The 20250-nt window shown below is 64.4% G+C and carries 14 protein-coding genes; 9 read left to right on the top strand and 5 right to left on the bottom strand.

The window, feature by feature from the left end; all coding sequences use genetic code 11:
• The first annotated feature begins 46 nt into the window (after nt 1-46).
• The 4 genes from AC07P1_RS19205 to recD all read left to right on the top strand — a co-directional run bounded on the left by AC07P1_RS19205 (nt 47) and on the right by recD (nt 12509).
• Entirely contained in the window at nt 47-3259 is a 3213-nt protein-coding gene (locus AC07P1_RS19205; protein WP_494697312.1) for a CHASE domain-containing protein, read from the top strand.
• A 64-nt stretch (nt 3260-3323) separates the two neighbouring features.
• Nucleotides 3324-6782, top strand: coding sequence for an exodeoxyribonuclease V subunit gamma (recC, locus tag AC07P1_RS19200; RefSeq protein WP_494697311.1), 3459 nt, complete (start codon nt 3324-3326; stop codon nt 6780-6782).
• Nucleotides 6779-10537 carry an exodeoxyribonuclease V subunit beta gene (gene recB, locus AC07P1_RS19195; protein ID WP_494697310.1) on the top strand — a complete coding sequence of 1253 codons (3759 nt, stop codon included), beginning with the start codon at nt 6779-6781 and terminating at the stop codon, nt 10535-10537. Before recC ends, recB begins: the two co-directional genes overlap by 4 nt.
• Entirely contained in the window at nt 10527-12509 is a 1983-nt protein-coding gene (recD, locus tag AC07P1_RS19190) for an exodeoxyribonuclease V subunit alpha (protein WP_494697309.1), read from the top strand. Before recB ends, recD begins: the two co-directional genes overlap by 11 nt.
• Before the next feature lie 238 nt (nt 12510-12747).
• Here the strand turns inward: recD and AC07P1_RS19185 are convergent, their stop codons facing one another.
• The 3 genes from AC07P1_RS19185 to AC07P1_RS19175 form a co-directional block, all read right to left on the bottom strand.
• Nucleotides 12748-13620, bottom strand: coding sequence for a serine hydrolase (locus tag AC07P1_RS19185; protein WP_494697308.1), 873 nt, complete (start codon nt 13618-13620; stop codon nt 12748-12750).
• A gap of 257 nt (nt 13621-13877) precedes the next feature.
• On the bottom strand, nt 13878-14099 hold the full coding sequence (locus tag AC07P1_RS19180) for a TOBE domain-containing protein (protein ID WP_019919846.1): 222 nt from the start codon (nt 14097-14099) through the stop codon (nt 13878-13880).
• An 83-nt stretch (nt 14100-14182) separates the two neighbouring features.
• Nucleotides 14183-15205, bottom strand: coding sequence for a sulfate ABC transporter substrate-binding protein (locus tag AC07P1_RS19175; RefSeq protein ID WP_494697307.1), 1023 nt, complete (start codon nt 15203-15205; stop codon nt 14183-14185).
• A gap of 307 nt (nt 15206-15512) precedes the next feature.
• Between AC07P1_RS19175 and AC07P1_RS19170 the strand changes: the two genes are divergently transcribed.
• Complete coding sequence (locus tag AC07P1_RS19170) at nt 15513-16055, top strand: GNAT family N-acetyltransferase (RefSeq protein ID WP_494697306.1); 543 nt, start codon at nt 15513-15515, stop codon at nt 16053-16055.
• A gap of 193 nt (nt 16056-16248) precedes the next feature.
• Here AC07P1_RS19170 and AC07P1_RS19165 read toward each other — a convergent pair whose 3' ends face one another.
• Entirely contained in the window at nt 16249-17055 is an 807-nt protein-coding gene (locus tag AC07P1_RS19165) for a class II glutamine amidotransferase (protein ID WP_494697305.1), read from the bottom strand.
• A 154-nt stretch (nt 17056-17209) separates the two neighbouring features.
• On the opposite strand from AC07P1_RS19165, the gene AC07P1_RS19160 reads away from it, so the two are divergent.
• The 3 genes from AC07P1_RS19160 (at nt 17210) to AC07P1_RS19150 (ending at nt 19542) form a co-directional block, all read left to right on the top strand.
• On the top strand, nt 17210-18043 hold the full coding sequence (locus AC07P1_RS19160) for an EAL domain-containing protein (protein ID WP_494697304.1): 834 nt from the start codon (nt 17210-17212) through the stop codon (nt 18041-18043).
• 157 nt (nt 18044-18200) lie between these two features.
• A complete protein-coding gene (locus AC07P1_RS19155) occupies nt 18201-18680 on the top strand; it encodes a hypothetical protein (RefSeq protein WP_494697303.1) in 480 nt (159 codons plus the stop codon).
• 88 nt (nt 18681-18768) lie between these two features.
• On the top strand, nt 18769-19542 hold the full coding sequence (locus AC07P1_RS19150; RefSeq protein ID WP_494697302.1) for a YcbK family protein: 774 nt from the start codon (nt 18769-18771) through the stop codon (nt 19540-19542).
• A gap of 22 nt (nt 19543-19564) precedes the next feature.
• Here the strand turns inward: AC07P1_RS19150 and AC07P1_RS19145 are convergent, their stop codons facing one another.
• Nucleotides 19565-19783: a DUF3460 family protein gene (locus AC07P1_RS19145; RefSeq protein WP_494697301.1), complete on the bottom strand. Its 219-nt coding sequence runs from the start codon at nt 19781-19783 to the stop codon at nt 19565-19567.
• A gap of 54 nt (nt 19784-19837) precedes the next feature.
• Here AC07P1_RS19145 and AC07P1_RS19140 point away from each other — a divergent pair, with 54 nt between their 5' ends.
• Entirely contained in the window at nt 19838-20248 is a 411-nt protein-coding gene (locus AC07P1_RS19140) for a hypothetical protein (RefSeq protein WP_494697300.1), read from the top strand.
• Nucleotides 20249-20250 lie beyond the last annotated feature (2 nt).

Raw genomic sequence — 20250 nt, 5'->3', positions numbered from 1 at the left:
GTTTTTATGATTTGTTGTCTATCCCGAAAGAATAGAGTGATGGCGCATGCTTAAATCCGCTAACAGCAGAAAGACGGCCGTCAGGTCGCGCGCGCTGTTCTGGGCGGCGGGCTGGACCCTGGCGATGACGATGGGCGCGACCTTGTACGGGGTCGCCACGCGCATCGTCGAGGCCGATGCCGGCCAGCGTTTTGAGAACCTGGCCCGCAGCACGCAGTACGCGATCTCGGCGCGCATCAAGTCCTATTCCGACCTGACGCGCGGCCTGGTCGCGCTGTTCCAGACGAGCGATAACCTGAGCCGCCAGCAGTTCCACCAGTACGTGTCGGGACTCGATCTGCCGCGCCAGTTTCCCGCCATCGCCATGCTGAGCTGGGCGCCGGTCGTCACCGACGCCGAGCGTGACGCCTTTGTCGCCGCCGTGCGCGCCGACCGCAGCCTGTCGCCGCGGGGCTATCCCGATTTCGACATCAAGCCGGCCGGGCGCCGTCCGGTCTACGCGCCGCTGACCTACGTCGAACCGAACAACTTGCTTGACGAAAGAATCGGCCTCGATTTGGCGACCAGCCCCGTGGTCGAGAAATTGAACGCGGCGGCGCGCGACAGCGGCCAGGTCAGCGCCTCGGGCCAGCCCTTCGTGATCGAACAGCCGCAGCGGCAGGTCGCGCTCGGCATGCGCTTGCCGGTGTATCGGCGCAACATGCCGCTGGCCGACGTCACCGAGCGCCGCGCCGCCTATCTGGGGTCGGTGGGGCTGGGATTCAGCGTGGCCAAGCTGGTGCAGGGCGCGATCGACGAGATGACGGTGCGCCAGGTCCATCTGAACTTGTACGCGGACGGCAGCACCGATGTCGAGCAGCGCCGCCTGGTCATCGAAAAGCATGACCGCCTGCTGTTCAACGACAGCGGCGCGACGACGGTCACGCCGCTGTCGGCGGCGGAGCGCGGCGACTATCTGGAGTCGGTGCTGCCGATCGATTTCAACGGCAGCCTGTGGAAGGCGCACTTCCAGGTGCGGAAATCGCAGCTGCTGACCGGCTTCGATGTCTACTTCCCGTGGCTGGCCGGGTTGACGGGGTTCGCCGGCACCCTGCTGCTGTATAGCTATCTGGCGGTGCTGTACTCGTCGCGCCGGCGCGCCGTCAAGCACCGGGTGCTGCTCGACACGGTGCTCAATAATGTCGACGCCCACGTCTACATGAAGGACCAGAACCGCCGCTTCATCTATGTCAACGCCCGCATGGCGCACAGCCTGGGCATGCCGGTGCAGGACATCGTCGGCAAACTCGATAGCGAGTTGATGCCGGCAGCCGCCGCCGACGCCGCGTGGGCGCTGGAGCAGCCCGTGTTCCAGGAAAACGTCAAGCGCTCCGGCGAGACCCAGTTCGTCGGCGCCGACGGCGAGGTGCAGTACCACTGGACGGTCAGGGCGCCGGTGGAGATCGGCCGCTCGGTGACGGCGGTGATCGGCATGTCGACCGACGTCACGGAGCTGCACCAGCTCAAGGAAAAGGCCGATACCGCCAACCAGGCCAAGAGCGATTTCCTGTCCAATATGAGCCACGAGATCCGCACGCCGATGAACAGTATCATCGGCATGGCCCACCTTGCGCTGAAATCGGTCACGCATCCGAAGCAGCGCGACTATCTGTTGAAGATCTATCACTCGGGCCAGCACCTGCTGGGCATCATCAACGACATCCTGGACTTCTCCAAGATCGAAGCGGGCAAGATGGATCTGGAGATGCTCGACTTCACGCTCGACGCGCTGCTGGCCAACATCACCAGCCAGCTTGGCGAGAGCGCCCGCGCCAAGGGGCTGGAACTGGTGTACGAGGTCAGCCCGGGCATGTCGCGCCAGTTGCGCGGCGATCCGCTGCGGCTCGAGCAGGTGCTGCTCAACTTCACCAGCAATGCCATCAAATTCTCGGAGAACGGCAAGGTCTTCGTGCGCGCGCGCCAGTTGGAGGATAGCGACTGCCATATCCTGGTGCGCTTCGAAGTCGCCGACCGCGGCATCGGCATGACGACGGAGCAGATGTCGCAGCTGTTCCAGTCGTTCCACCAGGCCGACACGTCGACCACGCGGCGCTACGGCGGCACCGGCCTGGGACTGGTCATCAGCAAGCAGCTGGCGGAGCTGATGGGCGGCGGCGTCGGTGTCGACAGCCATCCGGGCGAGGGCAGCACCTTCTGGTTCACCGCGCGGCTGGCCAAGGGCACGCAACTGCTGCAGCCGAGCGTGGAGGCGGTGCAGCCCGAGGTGCTCGACAGCATACGCGGCGCGTCCATCCTGCTGGTCGAGGACAACATCTTCAGCCAGCAGGTCGGCCAGGAACTGCTGGAGGATGCCGGCGCCACCGTCTGCGTGGCCAACAACGGCAAGGAGGCGATCGACCTGCTGCTCAAGGAGCGCTTCGATTGCGTGCTGATGGACGTGCAGATGCCGGTGATGGACGGCTACGAGACCACGCGCCTGATCCGCGCGCATCCCAAGCTGTCGGCCACCCTGATCATCGCGATGACGGCCAACGCCGGGCGCGGCGACCAGGAACGCTGCCTGGAGGCGGGCATGGACGAATTCGTGACCAAGCCGATCGCCCCCAAGCTGCTGTTTAACATGCTGTCGAAGTGGATGAGCCAACGGGCCCGGAACGCGACCAGCGTGGCGCGGCCGGTGTCGCCGCCGCCGCCGTCGTATTTCACGATGGCCGACGGTACGGCGTCGGTGGCGATGGCGGCGTCCAACGCGATCGGCGCACTGGCGCCTCCGCAGCCGCCGGTGCGGACGATGACGGAAGCGGACGTGGAAATCCGCGCCCAAGGCATCGTGCAAACAAGTTTGCAAACGATATCACCGGTCGTGGAGCCGGAACCGCAGCCGGAACCACAGCCGATACTGGTCGAAGGCGAGTTGTTCGACCTGGCCGCGCTGGCGCAGACCTTCGGCGGCAAGCCTGACAAGATGCGCAAATATGCGCTGTTGTTCGTCGAATCGGCGCGCGACGGCATGCGGGAAGTGGACGCCGCGCTGGCGCAGGACGACCTGGTGGCGCTGTCGGAGCTGGGCCATCGCATCAAATCGTCGGCGCGCGCGGTGGGCGCGATGCAGTTCGGCAATCTGTGCCTGGCGCTGGAGCGGGTGCGCGCCGACCCCGATACGGCCAACGCGCGCCGTCTGGTGGCGCAGATGCACGCCATGCTGGTGGTGCTGGACCGGCACATCGCACAGGAGCTGATGGCCTACGCGCCGGGCTAGATGAGCGATAATAGGGTTTTGACTGCGGCGTGTTGATCGCGCCTTGTCCCCTATAAAGAGTCTTATGCAACCCAGCATCACCCCCGGCTTGTTGATTTTGCACGGCAATCAAATGGAGCAGCTGCGCGCGGCTGTGTTCCAGTGGCTGCGCAATCACCCGCTCGGGGCGCTGGAATCGGATATCTTCCTGGTGCAGTCGAACGGCGTGGCCGAGTGGCTGAAGATCGCGCTGGCCGAGGAAATGGGCGTGTGCGCCGCCACCCGCGTGGCGCTGCCGGCCCGGTTTCTCTGGGAAACCTATCGCGGCATGCTGGGGCGCGAACGGGTGCCGGTCCGTTCCGCCTTCGACAAAGGCCCGCTGACCTGGCGCCTGATGCGCCTGCTGCCCACCTTGCTGGCCGATCCCGTGTTCACGCCGTTGCGTCACTTCCTTGCCGACGGCGAGGCGGAGCGGCGCTTGCAGCTGGCCGAGCGGCTGGCCGACTTGTTCGACCAGTACCAGGTGTACCGCGCCGACTGGCTGGACGACTGGGCGCACGGCCGCGATCAATTGCGCAACGCGCGCAACGAAGCCGTGCCGCTGCCGGACGACCAGCGCTGGCAGGGCCAGTTGTGGCGCGCGGTGATCGCCGATGTCGATCCGGAGGAGCGGGACCTGGGCCGCGCGACGGTGCACACGGAATTCGTGCGCGCCAGCGCCGCCGGCGAAGCCCCGCTGGGCCGCCTGCCGCGCCGCATCGTCATTTTCGGCGTCTCGGCGCTGCCGTATCAGAGCCTGCAGGCGCTCGCGTCGCTGGCGCGCTACGCGCAAGTGGTGTTGGCCGTGCCCAATCCCTGCCAGTTCTACTGGGGCGACATCATCGAGGGACGCGACCTGCTGCGCTCCGCGCACCGCCGCCAGCAACTGCGCAACGGCCAGGATCTGGGTCGGATCCCGCTCGAGGAACTGCATGCGCACAGCCATCCGCTGCTGGCCAGCTGGGGGCGTCAGGGACGGGACTTCGTCCGCATGCTCGATGAATTCGACGAGGCCTCGGCCAGCGCGGCGGCCATTGCCAGTGAGTCCGGCGACGACGACCACGTGGCGCCGCTGCGCATCGACTTGTTCAGCGAGGGCGATGGCGGGACCCTGTTGTCCCAGGTGCAGGCGGCCGTGCGCGATCTGCTGCCGCTGTCCGAGCACCCGCATGTTCCGCCATCGGACGACGACCGTTCGATCGAGTTCCACATCACCCACAGCGTGCAGCGCGAGGTGGAGGTGCTGCACGACCAGTTGTTGAAGATGTTCGCCGGCGCCGGGGACGGCGAGCAGCCATTGCGTCCGCGCGACGTGGTGGTGATGGTGCCCGACATCGACACCTTCTCGGCCGCCATCCACGCGGTCTTCGCGCAGCACCGCCGCAGCGATCCGCGCTACATTCCGTTCGAGATCGGCGACGTCAACGACCGCAGCGTCAACCCGCTGCTGGTGGCGCTGGAGTGGCTGTTGCGGTTGCCGCAGCAGCGCTGCCGCCAAAGCGAAATCCGCGACCTGCTGGACGTTCCGGCGCTGGCCTCGCGCTTCGGCCTGGGCGAGGAAGATTTGCCCACACTGGGGCTGTGGATCGAAGGCGCCGGCGTGCGCTGGGGACTGGACCAGGAGCACCGCAGCGGCCTGGGACTCGGCCCGGCGGGTGAACAGAACGCCTGGATCTTCGGCGTGCGCCGCATGCTGCTCGGTTATGCGAGTGGCGGTGGAGGCGATATCGGCGCCAGCTTCGCCGGCATCGAGCCGTTTTCTGAAGTCGGCGGTCTCGATGCCGCGTTGGCCGGCTCGCTGGCGCAACTGGTCGAGGCGCTGCTGTATTGGCGCGCGGTGCTGGCGCAGGCACGCTCGCCGGCCGAGTGGGGCGTGCAGGCCCGCGCCTTGCTGGCGGCGTTCTTCAGCGCCGGCGAGGAGGGCGACCGCCTGACCCTGGCGCAGCTGGACGATGCCCTCAACAACTGGCTGGAAACCTGCGAGGGCGCGCAGTTCGACGAAGCGGTGCCGCTGGCGGTGCTGCGCGAGGCGTGGCTAGGTTTGATGGACGAGCCGACCCTGAACCACCAATTCGTCTCCGGCGGCGTGACCTTCTGCACCCTGATGCCGATGCGCGCCGTGCCGTTCCGCGTGGTGTGCCTGCTCGGCATGAACGATGGCGACTTCCCGCGCCGGGCGCCGAAGGCCGATTTCGATCTGCTGGCGCAGCCTGGCATGGCGCGTCCCGGCGACCGCTCGCGCCGCGACGATGACCGTTACCTGATGCTGGAGGCGTTGCTGGCGGCGCGCGACAAGCTGTATATCAGCTGGGTCGGACGCAATGTGCGCGACAACAGCGAGCAGCCGGCGTCGGTGCTGGTGTCGCAGCTGCGCGATTACCTGGTTAGCGGCTGGCAGCTGGATCTGCACGCGCGCACCACCGAGCACGCGTTGCAGCCGTTCAGTCGCCGCTATTTCGAGGCCGGTGGCCTGTTGACCTATGCGCGTGAGTGGCGCGAGGCGCATAGGGCCGGAGAGGACGGCGATGAGGGGGCGGCGGCATCGTCCGAGCTGCCGCCGTTCGACATCGACGATAAATTCAGCCTCAAACTCATCAGCCTGAATAATTTTGTGCGTCAGCCGGTGCGCTTCTTCTTTCGCCAGCGGCTGGGCGTGATGTTCGGTGTATCGGCGCTGGTGGGCGAGGACGAGGAACCGTTTTCGCTCAATGCGCTGGAACGCTATCTGCTCGAAGACACGATGCTCGACGACGGCGCCGACGCGGAACAGATCGAGGAAGTCTACGACAAGCTGACCGAACGCGCCGAAAGGCTGGCGCGCGAAGGCGTGCTGCCCATCGGTTTGATCGGCCAGCAGTATCAGCGCCAACTGGTCGAGGCGCTGGTGCCGGTGCGCTGCGCCTGGCTCACCTTGCGCGAGCACTATCCGAAACCCGCCGCCAAGGTGGCATTGAGCCTGGTGCTGGCCGGCGTGCGCGTGGACGACTGGATCGACCAACTGCGCAGCAATGGCCTGGAGACGGTATGGTTGACGCAGATGTCGTCCAAGGTGACGGACAAGCAGGGCAAGCCGCGCGGCGACAAATTGATCGCCATGTGGCTGCGGCAGCTGGCCGCGGCGGCGGCGGGAATGCCGGTGACAGGCTACCTGGTGGCGCGCGACGCCATCGTGACGATGAAAGCGCTGCCGCGCGACGAGGCGCTGGAAGCGCTGCGCGAGCTGGTATGCCTGTGGCGCGACGGCATGAACCGTCCGTTGCCGACCGCCTGCAAAACCGCGTTGGCGCTGGCGCAGGGCGGCGATCCGCGCGCGGTCTACGACGGCGGCTTTGAAATCTCCGGCGAAAACGAGGAGCTGTGCCTCGCCCGGTTGTGGCCCGACTTCGCGGCGCTGAGCGCGCAGCCGGATTTCGCCGATGTCTCCGAGGCTTTATACGGCCCGTTGGCGAACTGGCTGGAACACCACATCACGATCGAGGCCATCGAGGCCGGGAGCCAGTCATGAGCACCGACGCGCTTCAGTCAACCAATCAACTCGCTCCGCTGACCTTCCCGCTGCACGGTTCGCGCCTGATCGAGGCCAGCGCCGGCACCGGCAAGACCTGGACCATCGCCGCGCTGTATGTGCGGCTGGTGCTGGGCCATGGCGGCGAGAACGGCTACCGCCGCCCGCTGCTGCCGGCCGATATCCTGGTGATGACCTTTACCCGCGCCGCGACGCGCGAGTTGTCGAACCGGGTGCGCGAGCGGCTGGTGGAGGCCGCGGCCTACGTGCGCCGCTTCGAGGACATGGACGGCGGCGACACCCGTGACGACTACCTGGACGCGATCCTCGAATCGTACCCGAGCCACGCCGAGCGGCAGCAGGCCGCGCACCGGCTGATGCTGGCGGCGGAGACGATGGACGAAGCGGCCATCTTCACCATCGACGCCTGGTGCCAGCGCATGCTGCGCGAGCACGCCTTCGACAGCGGCAGCCTGTTCGACGAGGAACTGGTCAGCGACGAGCAGGCGCTGTTCGAGGACGCCGCCCACGACTACTGGCGGCAGCAAGTCTATCCGCTCAACGCCGTGTCGCTGGAAGCGCTGCTGTCCTGCTGGGGCGATGTTGGCGTGATGAAGAAGTCGATCCGTGAGCTGGTCAAACGCGCCGACATCATCGGCGACGTCGATGCGACGCAGTCGCTGGGGGCATTGATCGGCGCCGTTCAGCGCGAGCAGCTGGCGCAATTGGTCGGTCTGAAGGCCGGCTGGAACGAGCGTGCCAACCGCATGGAACAGTGGATCGCCCAGCACCGCGAGATGTCGCCCAAGTGCTTCAACGGTAACAAGATGCGGCCCGATTCGCTGGCCGGCTGGTTCAACGGCCTGCGCGCGTGGGCGCTCGATCCCGGCGCGGTCCTTCCCGAAATTACCGACACGGCCTGGAAGCGGCTCACGCCATGGGGCATCGAGGACGCCTTCTCCAAAGGCTTCAGCGCCGCCATCCCGGAGGACTTCGACGCCACCGAGGTGCTGAAGCGGGCGCTCGACGAACTGGAACCGATGGCGCATGCGCTGTACCGTCACGCCGCCGCGTCGGTCGCCAACCGCATGGACGAGCTGAAAAAACGCAACCGCCAGTTCGGTTTCGCCGACATGCTGGACCGCCTGAACGCCGCGTTGCAGGGTGAGAACGCGGACGCGCTGCGCAAGCGCATCACCGGGCAGTATCCGGTGGCGATGGTCGACGAGTTCCAGGATACGGCGCCGAACCAGTACCAGATCTTCAATCTGCTGTACCGGGTGGCGGACAACGACCCGGAGACGGGGCTGTTCCTGATCGGCGATCCGAAGCAATCGATCTACGGGTTCCGTGGCGCCGACATCCACAGCTATCTATCCGCCCGCAAGGCCACGACCGGGCGTCATTACCAGCTTGGCACCAACTACCGTTCCACCAAGCCGGTGGTCGACGCGGTCAACCATCTGTTCATGATCGCCGAGGGCGGGCCGGCGCAGGGCGGCTTCGGACGGGGCGCGTTCCGCTTCCGCGATCCCGGCACGCGCGTCAATCCGCTGCCGTTCGAGGCGGTCGGCGCCAAAGGCCGCAAGGAGCGCATGGTCGACGCCGACGGCGACGTGCCGGCGCTGGTGGTGGCGTGCAGCGCCGCGCAGGACCTGAAAGCCGACAGCTACCGCGAGTTCTTCGCCCACCACTGCGCCGAAGACATCGTCGCGAAGCTGAACGACGAACGCGCCGGCTTCGACGGCCCGGATGGATTCGAGCGCCTGAAGCCGGCCGACATCGCGGTGCTGGTTCGGGACCGCAAGGAGGCGGCGGCGATACGCCGCGCGCTGCAGCGGCGCCAGGTCGCCAGCGTCTATTTGTCGGACAAGGATTCGGTGACCGACAGCGAGGAGGCGGCCGACGTGCTGCGCTGGCTGTCGGCGGTCGCCAATCCGCTGGACGGTGCGCTGGCGCGGGCGGCCTACGCCACCCGCACGGCGGGACTGGAACTGGCGCAGCTGGCGCTGATGACATCGGACGAACTGGCATGGGAGGAGCGCGTCGAGCAGTTGAAGGCGCTGCATATCGTCTGGCAGCGCCAGGGCGTGCTGGCGATGCTGCGCCGTTTCATCCACGAGCTGCAATTGCCGGCGGCGCTGCTGCGGCAGCCGGGCGGCGAGCGGCGTCTGACCAATCTGCTGCATCTGGCCGAGTTGCTGCAATCGGCCAGCCGCCAGCTCGATGGCGAACAGGCGCTGATACGCTGGCTCGCCGAACAGATCGAGGGCGGCGAGGGCGCCGGCGACGAGCGCGTGCTGCGCCTGGAAAGCGACGCCGAACTGGTGAAGGTCGTCACGGTCCACAAATCGAAAGGCCTGGAGTATCCGCTGGTGTACCTGCCGTTCGCCGTCACGGCGCGCAAGGTGGAGCGGCGCAACCGCAGCTTCTTCGAATTCAGCGACGACGACGGCGTGCGTAAGATCGACATGGCGCTGACCGAGACGGCGATGGAGCTGGTCGAGCGCGCGCGCCTGCAGGAGGATTTGCGCCTGCTGTATGTGGCGCTGACGCGCGCGCGCCACTTCCTGTGGCTGGGCGTGACGGCGCAGGCCAGCCGCAAGGCCGGCGACAACACCTTGCACGAATCGGCGCTCGGCTACCTGCTCACCGGCGGCGAGGCGCTGCCGTCCGATCTGGTGATGGAGCGTTGGGAGCATACGTGCAAAGGCTGCGCGGCGATCAGCATCGTCACCCTGGACATGACGCCGCAGCCGCCCACGCGTTTGAGCAGGATCGAACACCGCCCACCATTGCTGGAGCCCCTGCACTACACCGGCCGTTTCGAGCGTGACTGGTCGGTCGGCAGTTTCAGCTCGCTGGCGCGGCGCACCGGTCCGACCGGCATGATCGGCTCCTCCGACAACGTGGGCGCGGCGCCGGTGCCGCGCGACGGATCGCAGGCCACCTTGCTCGAAGACGGCGATGTGCCGGGCATCGTGCTGCCGGTGCGGGTCGAGGACGCGCCGTGGCATCGCTTCCCGCGCGGTTCCGTACCGGGTAACTTCCTGCACGAGCAGCTGGAATGGATGGGCGAGGAGGGCTTCGCCATCGTCGAGCAGGAGAACTTCGAGGCGCGCCTGACGCGCAGGGTGGAGCGCGCGGGTTGGGGCAACCGCCTTGGCGACACGCTGGCCTGGCTGCGCGAGATCGCAACGACCAAGCTGCCGTATGTGAATACGCCGCTCAGCCGCATCGAGGCGCCGCTGCCGGAGATGGAATTCTGGTTCCCGAGCGAGCGCCTCGACACCGGCGCGCTGGACCAGTTGTGCGTCGCCCATTTGCTGGACGGCGCGGCACGGCCCTCGCTGCCGGAGCGCCAGCTGCACGGCATGCTGAAAGGCTTCGCCGACCTGGTGTTCGAGCACGAGGGAAAATTCTGGGTACTCGATTACAAGTCGAACGCTTTGGGCGCGGGTGACGCCGCCTATCACGAGCCGGCGCTGATCGCGGCGATCGCTGAGCATCGCTACGATATCCAGGGCGCTATATATATGTTGGCGCTGCACCGGTTGCTGCAAAGCCGCCTTGGCGGGCGCTACGATCCGGCGGAACATTTGGGCGGGGCGGTTTTCCTGTTCTTGCGCGGCATCGCCAACACGCAAACACGGGGCTGCTACTGGATGGCGCCGGACCCGGCGCTATTGGACGGATTGGATCAATTGCTCGGCTACTCCGGTCCGGCGCATGGCGAGGCTCAACATGAGTATTGAAACACGGCCGGCAAACGACGCTTCCGCGCCGTTGTTCGCACAAATCGACGCGCTGACCGAAAGCGGACACCTGCGCCGGCTGAGTGGGGCTTTTGCACGCTTTATCGCCTCCGTTGGCAGCAGTTCACCCCAGTTGATGGCCGCTTGCGTGCTGTTGTCGGAGCTGGAAGGGCGCGGGCACAGCTGCTTGTTGCTGGATGAATTGTCGGCCGACCCTGCCGCCTTGCTGGGCTGGACGGGCGATGAATGGCGCGATCTGCGTGAAGCGGTGGGCGCCTGGCCGAAAAATGCTTCAGCGTGGCGGACCCTGCTGGCCGGTTGCGACCAGGTGTGGCCGGTCGGCGACCTCGATTTCCAGCAGCCGCTGGTACTGGACGGCGAACGCCTGTATCTGCGCCGCTACTGGCGCGACGAAACGCTGGTCGCCAAAGCGGTGCGCAGCCGCGCGCTTGGCGGCGTCATCGCCATCGACGCCGACAGCGAAGTGGCCGGCGTGCGCCGCTGGCTCGACATCCTTTTCCCCCACGCGGCGCGCGGCGGCGGCGTCGATTGGCAAAAAGTGGCGTGCGCGGTGGCCATGCGTGGCAAGCTCGGCATCATCACGGGCGGCCCCGGCACGGGCAAGACTTACACCGTCGCCCGCTTGTTGGCATTGCTGTTCGCCACCAGCGGCGGCAGGCATTCCGACTTGCGCGTCGCCCTGGCGGCGCCGACCGGCAAGGCGGCGGCCCGGCTGAAACAATCGATCGACGTCGCGCTGGCCGGCCTGGACCAGCGGGTGCGCGAGGTGATGCCGGAGCGTGAACTGGGCGCGGCGCGAACCTTGCACAGTTTGCTGGGCGCGCGGCCCGATACGCGCGCGTTCCAGCATCACGCCGGCAACCAGCTCGATGTCGACGTGCTGATTGTTGATGAAGCGTCAATGATTCACCTGGAGATGATGTCGGCGCTGCTGGCCGCGCTTCCCCCGAACGCTACCTTGATACTGCTGGGTGATAAGGACCAACTCGCTTCCGTCGAAGCCGGCGCGGTGCTGGGCGACCTGTGCCACAACGCCGAAGCCGGCGCCTACGGCGCCGAAACGTTGACATACGTACTAGAAAGCACGGGACAGGAATTGCCCGCCAGCTTCGCCGGCAACGGTGGTCCGATCGCGCAGCAGACGGTGATGTTGCGCGAAAGCCGCCGCTTTGGTGGTCCGATCGGCGCGTTGGCGCTGGCTGTCAACGCCGGCGACGCCGCCGCGTCGGTCCATGTCCTGCGCGAGAGCGAAGAACTAAAGGTCGCCTGGATCGATCCCGCGCAACCGGCGGACCTGCTGCAACTCGCTTTGGCGGGCCGCCGAGGGGCCGCCGGTGGTTATCAGGATTACCTCAAAATGATCGCCGAGGGTGCGCCGGAAGGCGAGGAGATCGTACGACTTGCTTGGGTGAAATCTGTCCTGAATAGCTTCGAAACCTTCCGCATTCTGTGCGCGGTGCGGGAAGGGGAGTGGGGCGTGACCGGCCTGAACGAAGTCATCGAGAAAAGATTGCAATCGGCCGGATTGCTGAAGAGGACCGGCGAATGGTACGTCGGGCGCCCGGTCATGGTCACCCGCAACGACTACGGCACCGGCGTTTTCAACGGCGACATCGGCCTGACTTTGCCGGATCCGGCGCGTCCCGGCGCGCTGCGCGTGTACTTTTCGGAAGGCGAAAACGTCCGCAGCGTGCTCGCCACGCGGCTGCGAAATGTGGAAACCGCGTTCGCCATGACGGTGCATAAATCGCAAGGTTCCGAGTTCAGGCATACCGTGCTGGTACTGCCAAAAGACAGCGGCGGCATGCTGGCCCGCGAGCTGATCTATACCGGCATCACCCGCGCCCGCGACTACTTTACGTTACTTACCCCCAACGGCCAAGTCCTGCTGGACGCCATCGCCCAGCGCACCCAACGCGCCAGCGGCCTCCGCAACCTCCTCGATAATTAGAAGGCCTGAAACCAGTGCTGAGAGTGCTCTGCCGCCTTTGCTAAGCCAAAAATTAGCACGAAAACACCAAAATCCGGCATGGGAAAGACGCGTAACAACGGATCCACGTAGGGCGGATTAGGCGGAACGCGGTAATCCGCCAAGCACCGCCGACACCGCCGCCGCGAAGCGCCAGTCCACCAGACGAAAAAAAACCGGACCCAAGGTCCGGTTTTCAACGTGCCACAACAGCAAAAAATCACATAGCCCGACGATTCCGTTTGCTAGCCTTGATAACTTTCTTCTTGGTTTTCGCCGCAGCCTTTAATACTTTTGGTTTCTCAATCGGACCCGAAATAAAGCGGCGGATATTAAACGCATCCATCAACCGCGCCGAATTTGCTTTCGCATTCAACAACACCAAAGTGTTGTTCTTCCCACCAGACTTAAAGCGCATGATCAGGCAGCGACCAGCCTCTTCGGTATACCCGGTCTTCGACAAACCCACATCCCAACCCTTCGCTCCGACCAGGCGGTTGGTGTTGTGATATTCCACCTGGCGACCCTTGATCTTGATGATGTCCTTGGTGTCGGTAGTGATGCGGGCGATCTCCGGATAGGCCGAAGCGGCCTTTGCCATTTTGACCAGATCGGTCGCGGTCGAGCGGTTATGTGGCGACAAACCGGTCGGCTCCTCGATCACGGTCTGGGTCAAACCCAGCGCGCGGATCTTGGCGTTGACCGCCGCTTTGAACGCGGCCGGGCCGCCCGGATAGGTGCGGGCCAGCGATGCGGCGGCGCGGTTGTCTGACGACATCAGCGCCAACTGCAACACGTCGCCACGGGCGATCTCGGCGCCGACCGGCACGCGCGAGGTGCTGTGCTTCAGCATATCGACGTCGGACTGGTCGATGCTGATGGGTTCTTTCATATCCGGTTTGGAGTCGAGCACCACCATCGCGGTCATCAGCTTGGTCAGCGAGGCGATCGGGACTTGAACGTTGGAATTCTTTTCGAGCAGGACCTTGCCGGTAGCGTCTTCGACGACCAGCACGGACTGTGAGCCGAGCGGCACTGCGAGCGCTGCCGCGGTGAACGTACTCAGCAATACAGCGACAATTTTCTTGAGCATGTTAGGTATTCTTGGGAGTGAGGAGTGAAACGGGCGCCTGAAGAAGGCGCGACGCAAAACTAAGTCTAGCTATGCGGCAATACGAAGGATAGACGATAACATTAAAGTGGTTTCTCGTCTATTGTATGTAACCTACGGATTCTATTATTTTGTATCAGCCAGAAATAAAGCCCCGAGGCGGGGGAACGCTCGGGGCTTTTATCGGTTTCAGGCTGCGGCGGCGGCCGGTCTCGCAGGGCGCTGCGGCCCTGGATGGTTCAACTGCTGATCTTGGCGATCGATACCTCGGTGGATTTGACCAGGGCGATCACTTCGCTGCCCACTTTCAAGTCCAGGTCGTGGATCGAGCGCGACGTGATCACCGAGGTGACGATGCCGTGCTGGGTCTCGACGTCGACTTCCGACACGACCGGTCCGAAGATGATTTCCTTGATTTTGCCGCGGAACTGGTTACGTACGTTAATTTCAGAAATGGCCATCGTGCATCCTTTGTCTGGTTAGTTACTACATGTCCAGATTACGGGCATTCACGGCCTTTGCAAACGAATCGATCCGTATAACCTTATTTGTTCTGGTAGATCTTGTCGAATTCGCCGCCGTCGTCAAAGTGCTTCTTCTGGGCCGCTTTCCAGCCGCCGAAGACGTCATCCACCGTGAACATGTTGATTTGACGGAAGTTGGCGCTGTACTTCTTGAAGGCTTTCTCCGAGCGCGGACGGAAGTAGTGCTTGGCGATGATGTCTTGCGCCGCCTCGGTGTAGAGGAAATTCAGGTAGCCGGTGGCCTGCTTGCGCAGGCCGCGACGGTCGACCACCTTGTCGACCACCGCCACCGGCGATTCGGCCAGGATGGAGATCGACGGATAGACCACCTCGAAGTTGTCGCCGAACTCGGCGCGCACCATGTTCACCTCGTTTTCGAAGGTCACCAGCACGTCGCCGATGTCGCGCTGGGTGAAGGTGGTGGTGGCGCCGCGTCCGCCAGCGTCCAGCACCGGCACGTTCTTGAAGATTTTGGTGACGAGGTCGCGCGCTTGCGCCTCTGTGCCGCCTTTTTTCACCACGGAGCCCCAGGCCGCCAGATAGGTGTAGCGGCCGTTGCCGGCGGTCTTGGGATTCGGGATGACGACTTTGACACCCGGCTTGGCCAGGTCGGCCCAGTCCTTGATCTGCTTCGGATTGCCCTTGCGGACGAGGTATACCATGGTCGAGTAGAACGGCGCGGCGTTGTTGGGGAACTTCGTGGCCCAGTCCTGCACCACCAGCCCGCGATCGGCCAGCATATCGATGTCATTGGCTTGGTTCATGCTCACAACGGCCGCTTCCATGCCGTCGGCGACCGAGCGGGCCTGCTTGGACGAGCCACCGTGCGACTGGTTGACGCTGACGGTTTCGCCGGTGGTCTTCTTCCACTCGGCCACGAATACGGGGTTGATATCCTTGAATAATTCGCGCGCGACGTCGTACGAGGCGTTCAGCAGCACCGGTTCGGCGGCGCTGGCTTGCAGCGGCAGGCCCATGAAAAGCGCCGATGCGGCCAGGAACGAGGTGACAACGAGACGGCGAGCAGGATTTTTGTTGGTCATAATAAGCTTTCGTAATAACAGACGCCCATGGTGTAAAATTTCGCCCGGAAAAGATACGAATTTTTTGTAATATGCTTAGACCGTAGGGATCGCGCAAAGTTTTCGTTAAAAACCGTATAACGATTTTTGAAAACATTCGTGGGCAAAAGCAGGGCCAGCCACTAGGCTGTCATAGGGAAAACCGGCGCCGCGACACTGAATCCTGGTGCGTCCGCAACGGCTTTGGCAGCTTGGTGTATAGTCGAATCAGGCACTGAGAAGGCGTTAGAACGCTTCATTTTGCTATCGGGAATATTTGTGAGCGTACATGAGTCTTGAAATTCGGAGTCTTGAAGTTCGTATTGCTGTTTCGACAGATGCGGACGCGGCGTGCAACGTTTTGCGCCGTTCTATCACGGAGTGCTGTGAGCTCGACCATAAAAACGATCCAGCGATCCTGGACGCTTGGTTGGGCAACAAAACTCCGCAGATGGTGGCCAACTGGTTTAGTTCGCCCACCAATTTTTCGCTGGTCGCGGTCAGCGAAGGCGTCGTGGTCGGCGTTGCTTTGCTGACCGGCGCGGGCAAGTTGGCTTTGTGCTATCTATTGCCGGAAGCGCGCGGCTTGGGCGTCGGCAAGGCGCTGCTGGCGCGGGTCGAGGAACAGGCTTGTAGCTGGGGTGTCAAAGCCTTGCAGCTGCATAGCACGGCCACCGGGCAGGCGTTTTTCGCACGGCGCGGCTATGTGGATGCGGGCAAGGTCCGCTCGCCTTATGGCGTGGAGACGGTGTTCTTCTGGAAGCAGCTTGACGAGGCCGGCGCCCCGGACGCGGCCAAGCGTAAGCGGTTTTGTAATTGTAATTCGGCGTAATCCGTCATGCGTGCGTCGTTGGCGGCTCGTCGATGGCGGATTACGCTTCGCTAATCCGCCCTACGTGTTTCCAGATTATGTTGGTTGTTGTGGCCGGATTACGCCCATGTCCACGGAATATGCCTATCCCGGAGACACGTAGGGCGGATTAGCCGAAGGCGTAATCCGCCATGCATGCTTCGCCGCCGCCTCCTCAGCAGCACACGGCCAACCGCCATTCCTCGCGCCTCGCGGGCGCCGACCCCACTTCCTCGCCACCGACGAACAACTTGAGCTCGCCCGGGGCCAGCCTGGTCCACGCTTCGTTCGACGTCAGCGGCTGCGTGGCGATGACGGCGATGCGGTCGTCCAGGTGGTTGTGCTTGCTGAAATCGATGCTGAGGTCGCAATCGATCAGTTTCGCCACCGAAAACGGATATTCCCTCACCACGAAATGCAGGTCCGTACTGCAATGCGCGAACAGCAGTTCGCCGTTCGACAAAATGAAGTTGAAGGTGCCGTAGTCGGCGATCTCCCCGGCCAGCGTTTCCAGCGTCCGGTACAGCAGGTGGCGCGGCGGCGCCTGTTCGAACCGCAGCGCCAGGCCCGACAGCAGGTGGCAGAAAGCCCGCTCGCTGTCGGTGTCGCCCCAGGGCGCGTACAGGCTGGGGTTGGGATTGAACAGCTTCAGATCGCCGTTGTGGGCGAACGACCAGGTCTGGCCCCACAGTTCGCGCGTGAACGGATGGCTGTTTTCCAGCGAAATGCGGCCCTGCGTGGCCTTGCGGATATGCGCCACGACGTTTTTCGCCTTGATCGGGTTTTGCTTGAACTGCGCCGCCAACGGCGAATCGATCGACGGCAGGAAGTCCGTGTAGAGGCGGCAGCCGGTGCTGGTGTGGAGCGCGATGCCCCAACCGTCCTTGTGTTCGCCCGTGCGGCCGCCCCGTTCGGCAAAGCCCGCGAACGAGAAATCCACGGCGGCAGGCTTGCTGCTGTTCATAGCGAGTAGTTGGCACATGGGTCAGGGGGTGTGGTTGACGATGCCCCACAATAGCCGCGCCCCCGGGCCGGCGGAAGGAATGTTTTGGCATATCCATAGGTGAAAGCATTCGTTCTGCTTTTCCCCGCGCCCGCATACGCTGTCGACATTGCCTGTATCCGTCGAGGAACCCATGTCATTTCCCGTTCTGCAAAAATATCTGGCGCGTTTATCCGACGCGACCGGCGCCGCCACCAGCATCTGGCTCGATCACGAGGGCAAGGCGCAGGGGCGGTTTTTCAATTGCACCATGAGCAGCGCCTTCCAGCCGGTCCGTCAGCTCGAGACCGGCGCCATCCACGCCTACGAGGGGCTGGCGCGCAGCGTGTCGGCGCAGGACATGGGCCTGTCGCTGTGGAAGCTGCTCGACCACGCGGCCAGCGACGACGAGTCGATCGAGCTCGACCGCTTGTGCCGCATGCTGCATTCGATAAATTTCTTCCGCCAGGCCGACACGGCGCCCAACGCCGACGCCGATCTGTACCTGAACGTGCACGACCGCCTGCTCAGCGCCGTCAGCAGCAACCACGGACACGCGTTCCGGCGCATCCTCGACGCGCTGGAGTTGCCGTTGGCGCGCATCGTGTTGCAACTGCCGGCGGCCACGCCGCAGCAGGGCTGGCTGTTGAACTACGTGTCCGACAATTACCGGCGCAACGGTTTCCGTTTCGCCGTCAATGTGGCCGGCGCGCAGGACGGCCTGCAGGTGCTGGACCGTTTGCGTCCCGACGTGTTCAAGCTCGACGCGCGCGAGCTGCACGACACCGAGAATCTGCTCAGCTTGCTACGGCGCTCGGCCGAGGCCAACGTGTCGGTGCTGTTCAAGCGCGTGGAAACGCCGCAGACGCTGACGGTGCTGCGGCAGTTGGGCGAGGCCGCCGGCGTGCCGCTGCTGGCGCAAGGCTATCTGCTCGACGAGCCGCGCGCGGCCTTGCTCCAGCCGGAGCCGGTGGCTGTGGCCGCGTAACGGCGGCACCGGCTTTCGATACGTTTATCCCGTGTCGTCTTGGGCCCTGACTCATATTAAATACCGATGCCGCCGCAGGCCTGATAGCGAGTTTGCATTTGCGGTTTTCCGTGTGGCTGCTTAAATATAGCCTCGGATTTAATATAAAGGAGCCATCATGAAACGGGTGAACGTGGTGAAGTTAGCGATGGGGGCGGCGGTATTGACGGTGGCGTCGGCGGTGCAGGCTCAGCAGCAAATCGAGCCCCCGCAGCCGGAACAGCAGTCGGTCCCGGTGCCCTACAAGGCAAGCCAGGCCGGCGACCAGTCGCGCATCGAGATGCCGGAGCGCTATCGCAGCATGTGGGCGCAGGACTACGACGGCTACCGGCGCGCCTATGCGCTGTCGAACGGCCAGACCTTGTCGATCGCGCCCAGGGGGATGCATATGTATGCCCGCGTCGACGACGGCCAGTGGCATCGAATCGTCGTGGCCGCGCCGGATACCTTCGTGGCGTTGGACCGGCAATTGAAAATGGAGATCAAGCTGCTGGACGACGAGAGGGTCAGCGGCTGGGTGACCATGGTCGTGCCCGAGCGGACACTGGCGAATGGTGTGGTCCTGCCCGAAAGGGCGGTGCGGCTGGCGGTGCGCTAGCCAGGAGAGCTGACGCGGCGGCGCTGCCGTGTTTTTCATTTCCCCCTGCTTACGCTATAGTATCCCTATCGAGTTTTACGGAATAGCTATGGCATCGCGCAGAGAGTTTTTACAGCAGGGCTTGGGGTTGACGGCGGCGGGGGTGTTGTCCGTACCGTTGATAGGATGTGCGTCGGACAGCGGCGCGCGCAAAGCCAGTACCAGCGCGGCCGCCAAGCCGCCGGCGGCGCGCGTGGCGGCCCCGGCCGTCATCACGCAGGCGCGGCCGGCGCCCGGCATGCCGTCGGCGTCGTCGCAGTCGGCGCCGTCCGGCCTCGGTTCGGGCTCGGGGGAGATCGAGCCGCCGCCCGACATCTTCGACGCCCAATTGCTGGACATGGAGTTCTGGCTCAAGCCGCGCACCATCGAGGTGTTCCGTCCCGCCAGCAACGAGCGCGCCAAGCTGCTGTACTGGCGCGACGGTGAGATCATCGAGTCCGCCTACCAGGACTTGTGCCACCTGCTGCGCGACGTCAACGGCAAGGAAACCGCCCGCATCGATCCCAAACTGTTCGAAACGCTCTGGGGCACCCAGGCTTTCGTGCAGCGCTACGGCATCGATACGCCGCTGGAGATCCTGTCGGGATACCGCACGCCCGCGTCCAACAACAAGCTGCGCGAGGCCGGCGTGCCCGCCGCGCGCCAGTCGCTGCACATCGAAGGACGCGCCGCCGATATCCGCATCGCCAACCTGAACGCCGAAGTCCTCGGCGGCCTCGTCAAGAGCTTCCGCCAGGGCGGCGTCGGCTTCTATTACCGCGCCGGTCCGCGCGGCGGCTGGATCCACGCGGATACCGGCCTCAAGCGCACTTGGAAGGGCTGACCTCGGCCGCCATCGGCGGCGCCTACTCGTAATAGTAGGAGTGGTAGGCGGTCGGTTTCAGTTCGGCCTGCCGTTCGCGGTCGATGCTGCGCGGGTCGACCGGGCGCTCCCACCAGATACGCCAGCCGAGCTCCTGGTCGCGCTTGACCTCGGGATGCTCGCGCATGAAGTCGTTGAGAAACCGGCCGAAGTCCGACACATACTCCTTGCGGCCTGGGCCGTATAGATACTTGAATTTCATCGTCGAATCCTCCTATCGGGTAAACTGGCGGCTTGGCCAGTCAACGGGATGAGTATGCAAGATAAGAATGAGCCGCCGCGTTTCAAGCCGGTGCCGTGGCAGGGGCTGGAGAGTCCGGCCGATGTCGAACTGTGGATCGAGGAGCATAACCTCAGCCTGCAGCAGCACATCGGCAAGAATGAAACTGGTTACGGCGTTTGCTTCACCTTGGCCGAGGGCGGCGAGATTTACATGCAGACCACGCAGGACGGCGCGCTGATATTGGATGTCACGCCGGAAGCGCAATGGGTGGCGCCCTTGATCATGGCGGCGGCGCGCACCGACGAGGCGCCGCAGGGCTCGCTGTGGGTGCTGCCCGACGATAAGCTGGTACAGTTGATGATCGGGCTGAGCGGGCTGATCGCCACCTCGATGCTGGTCGTGGGCCACAACTTCGGCCTGCGCCGCCGTATGGGCGCCTGGTAGCG

It is taken from the genome of Duganella sp. GW821-FHT07F09 (assembly GCF_059418705.1).
The sequence above is the reverse complement of the archived record's forward strand: the minus strand, read 5'-3'. Positions and strand labels throughout refer to the sequence as shown.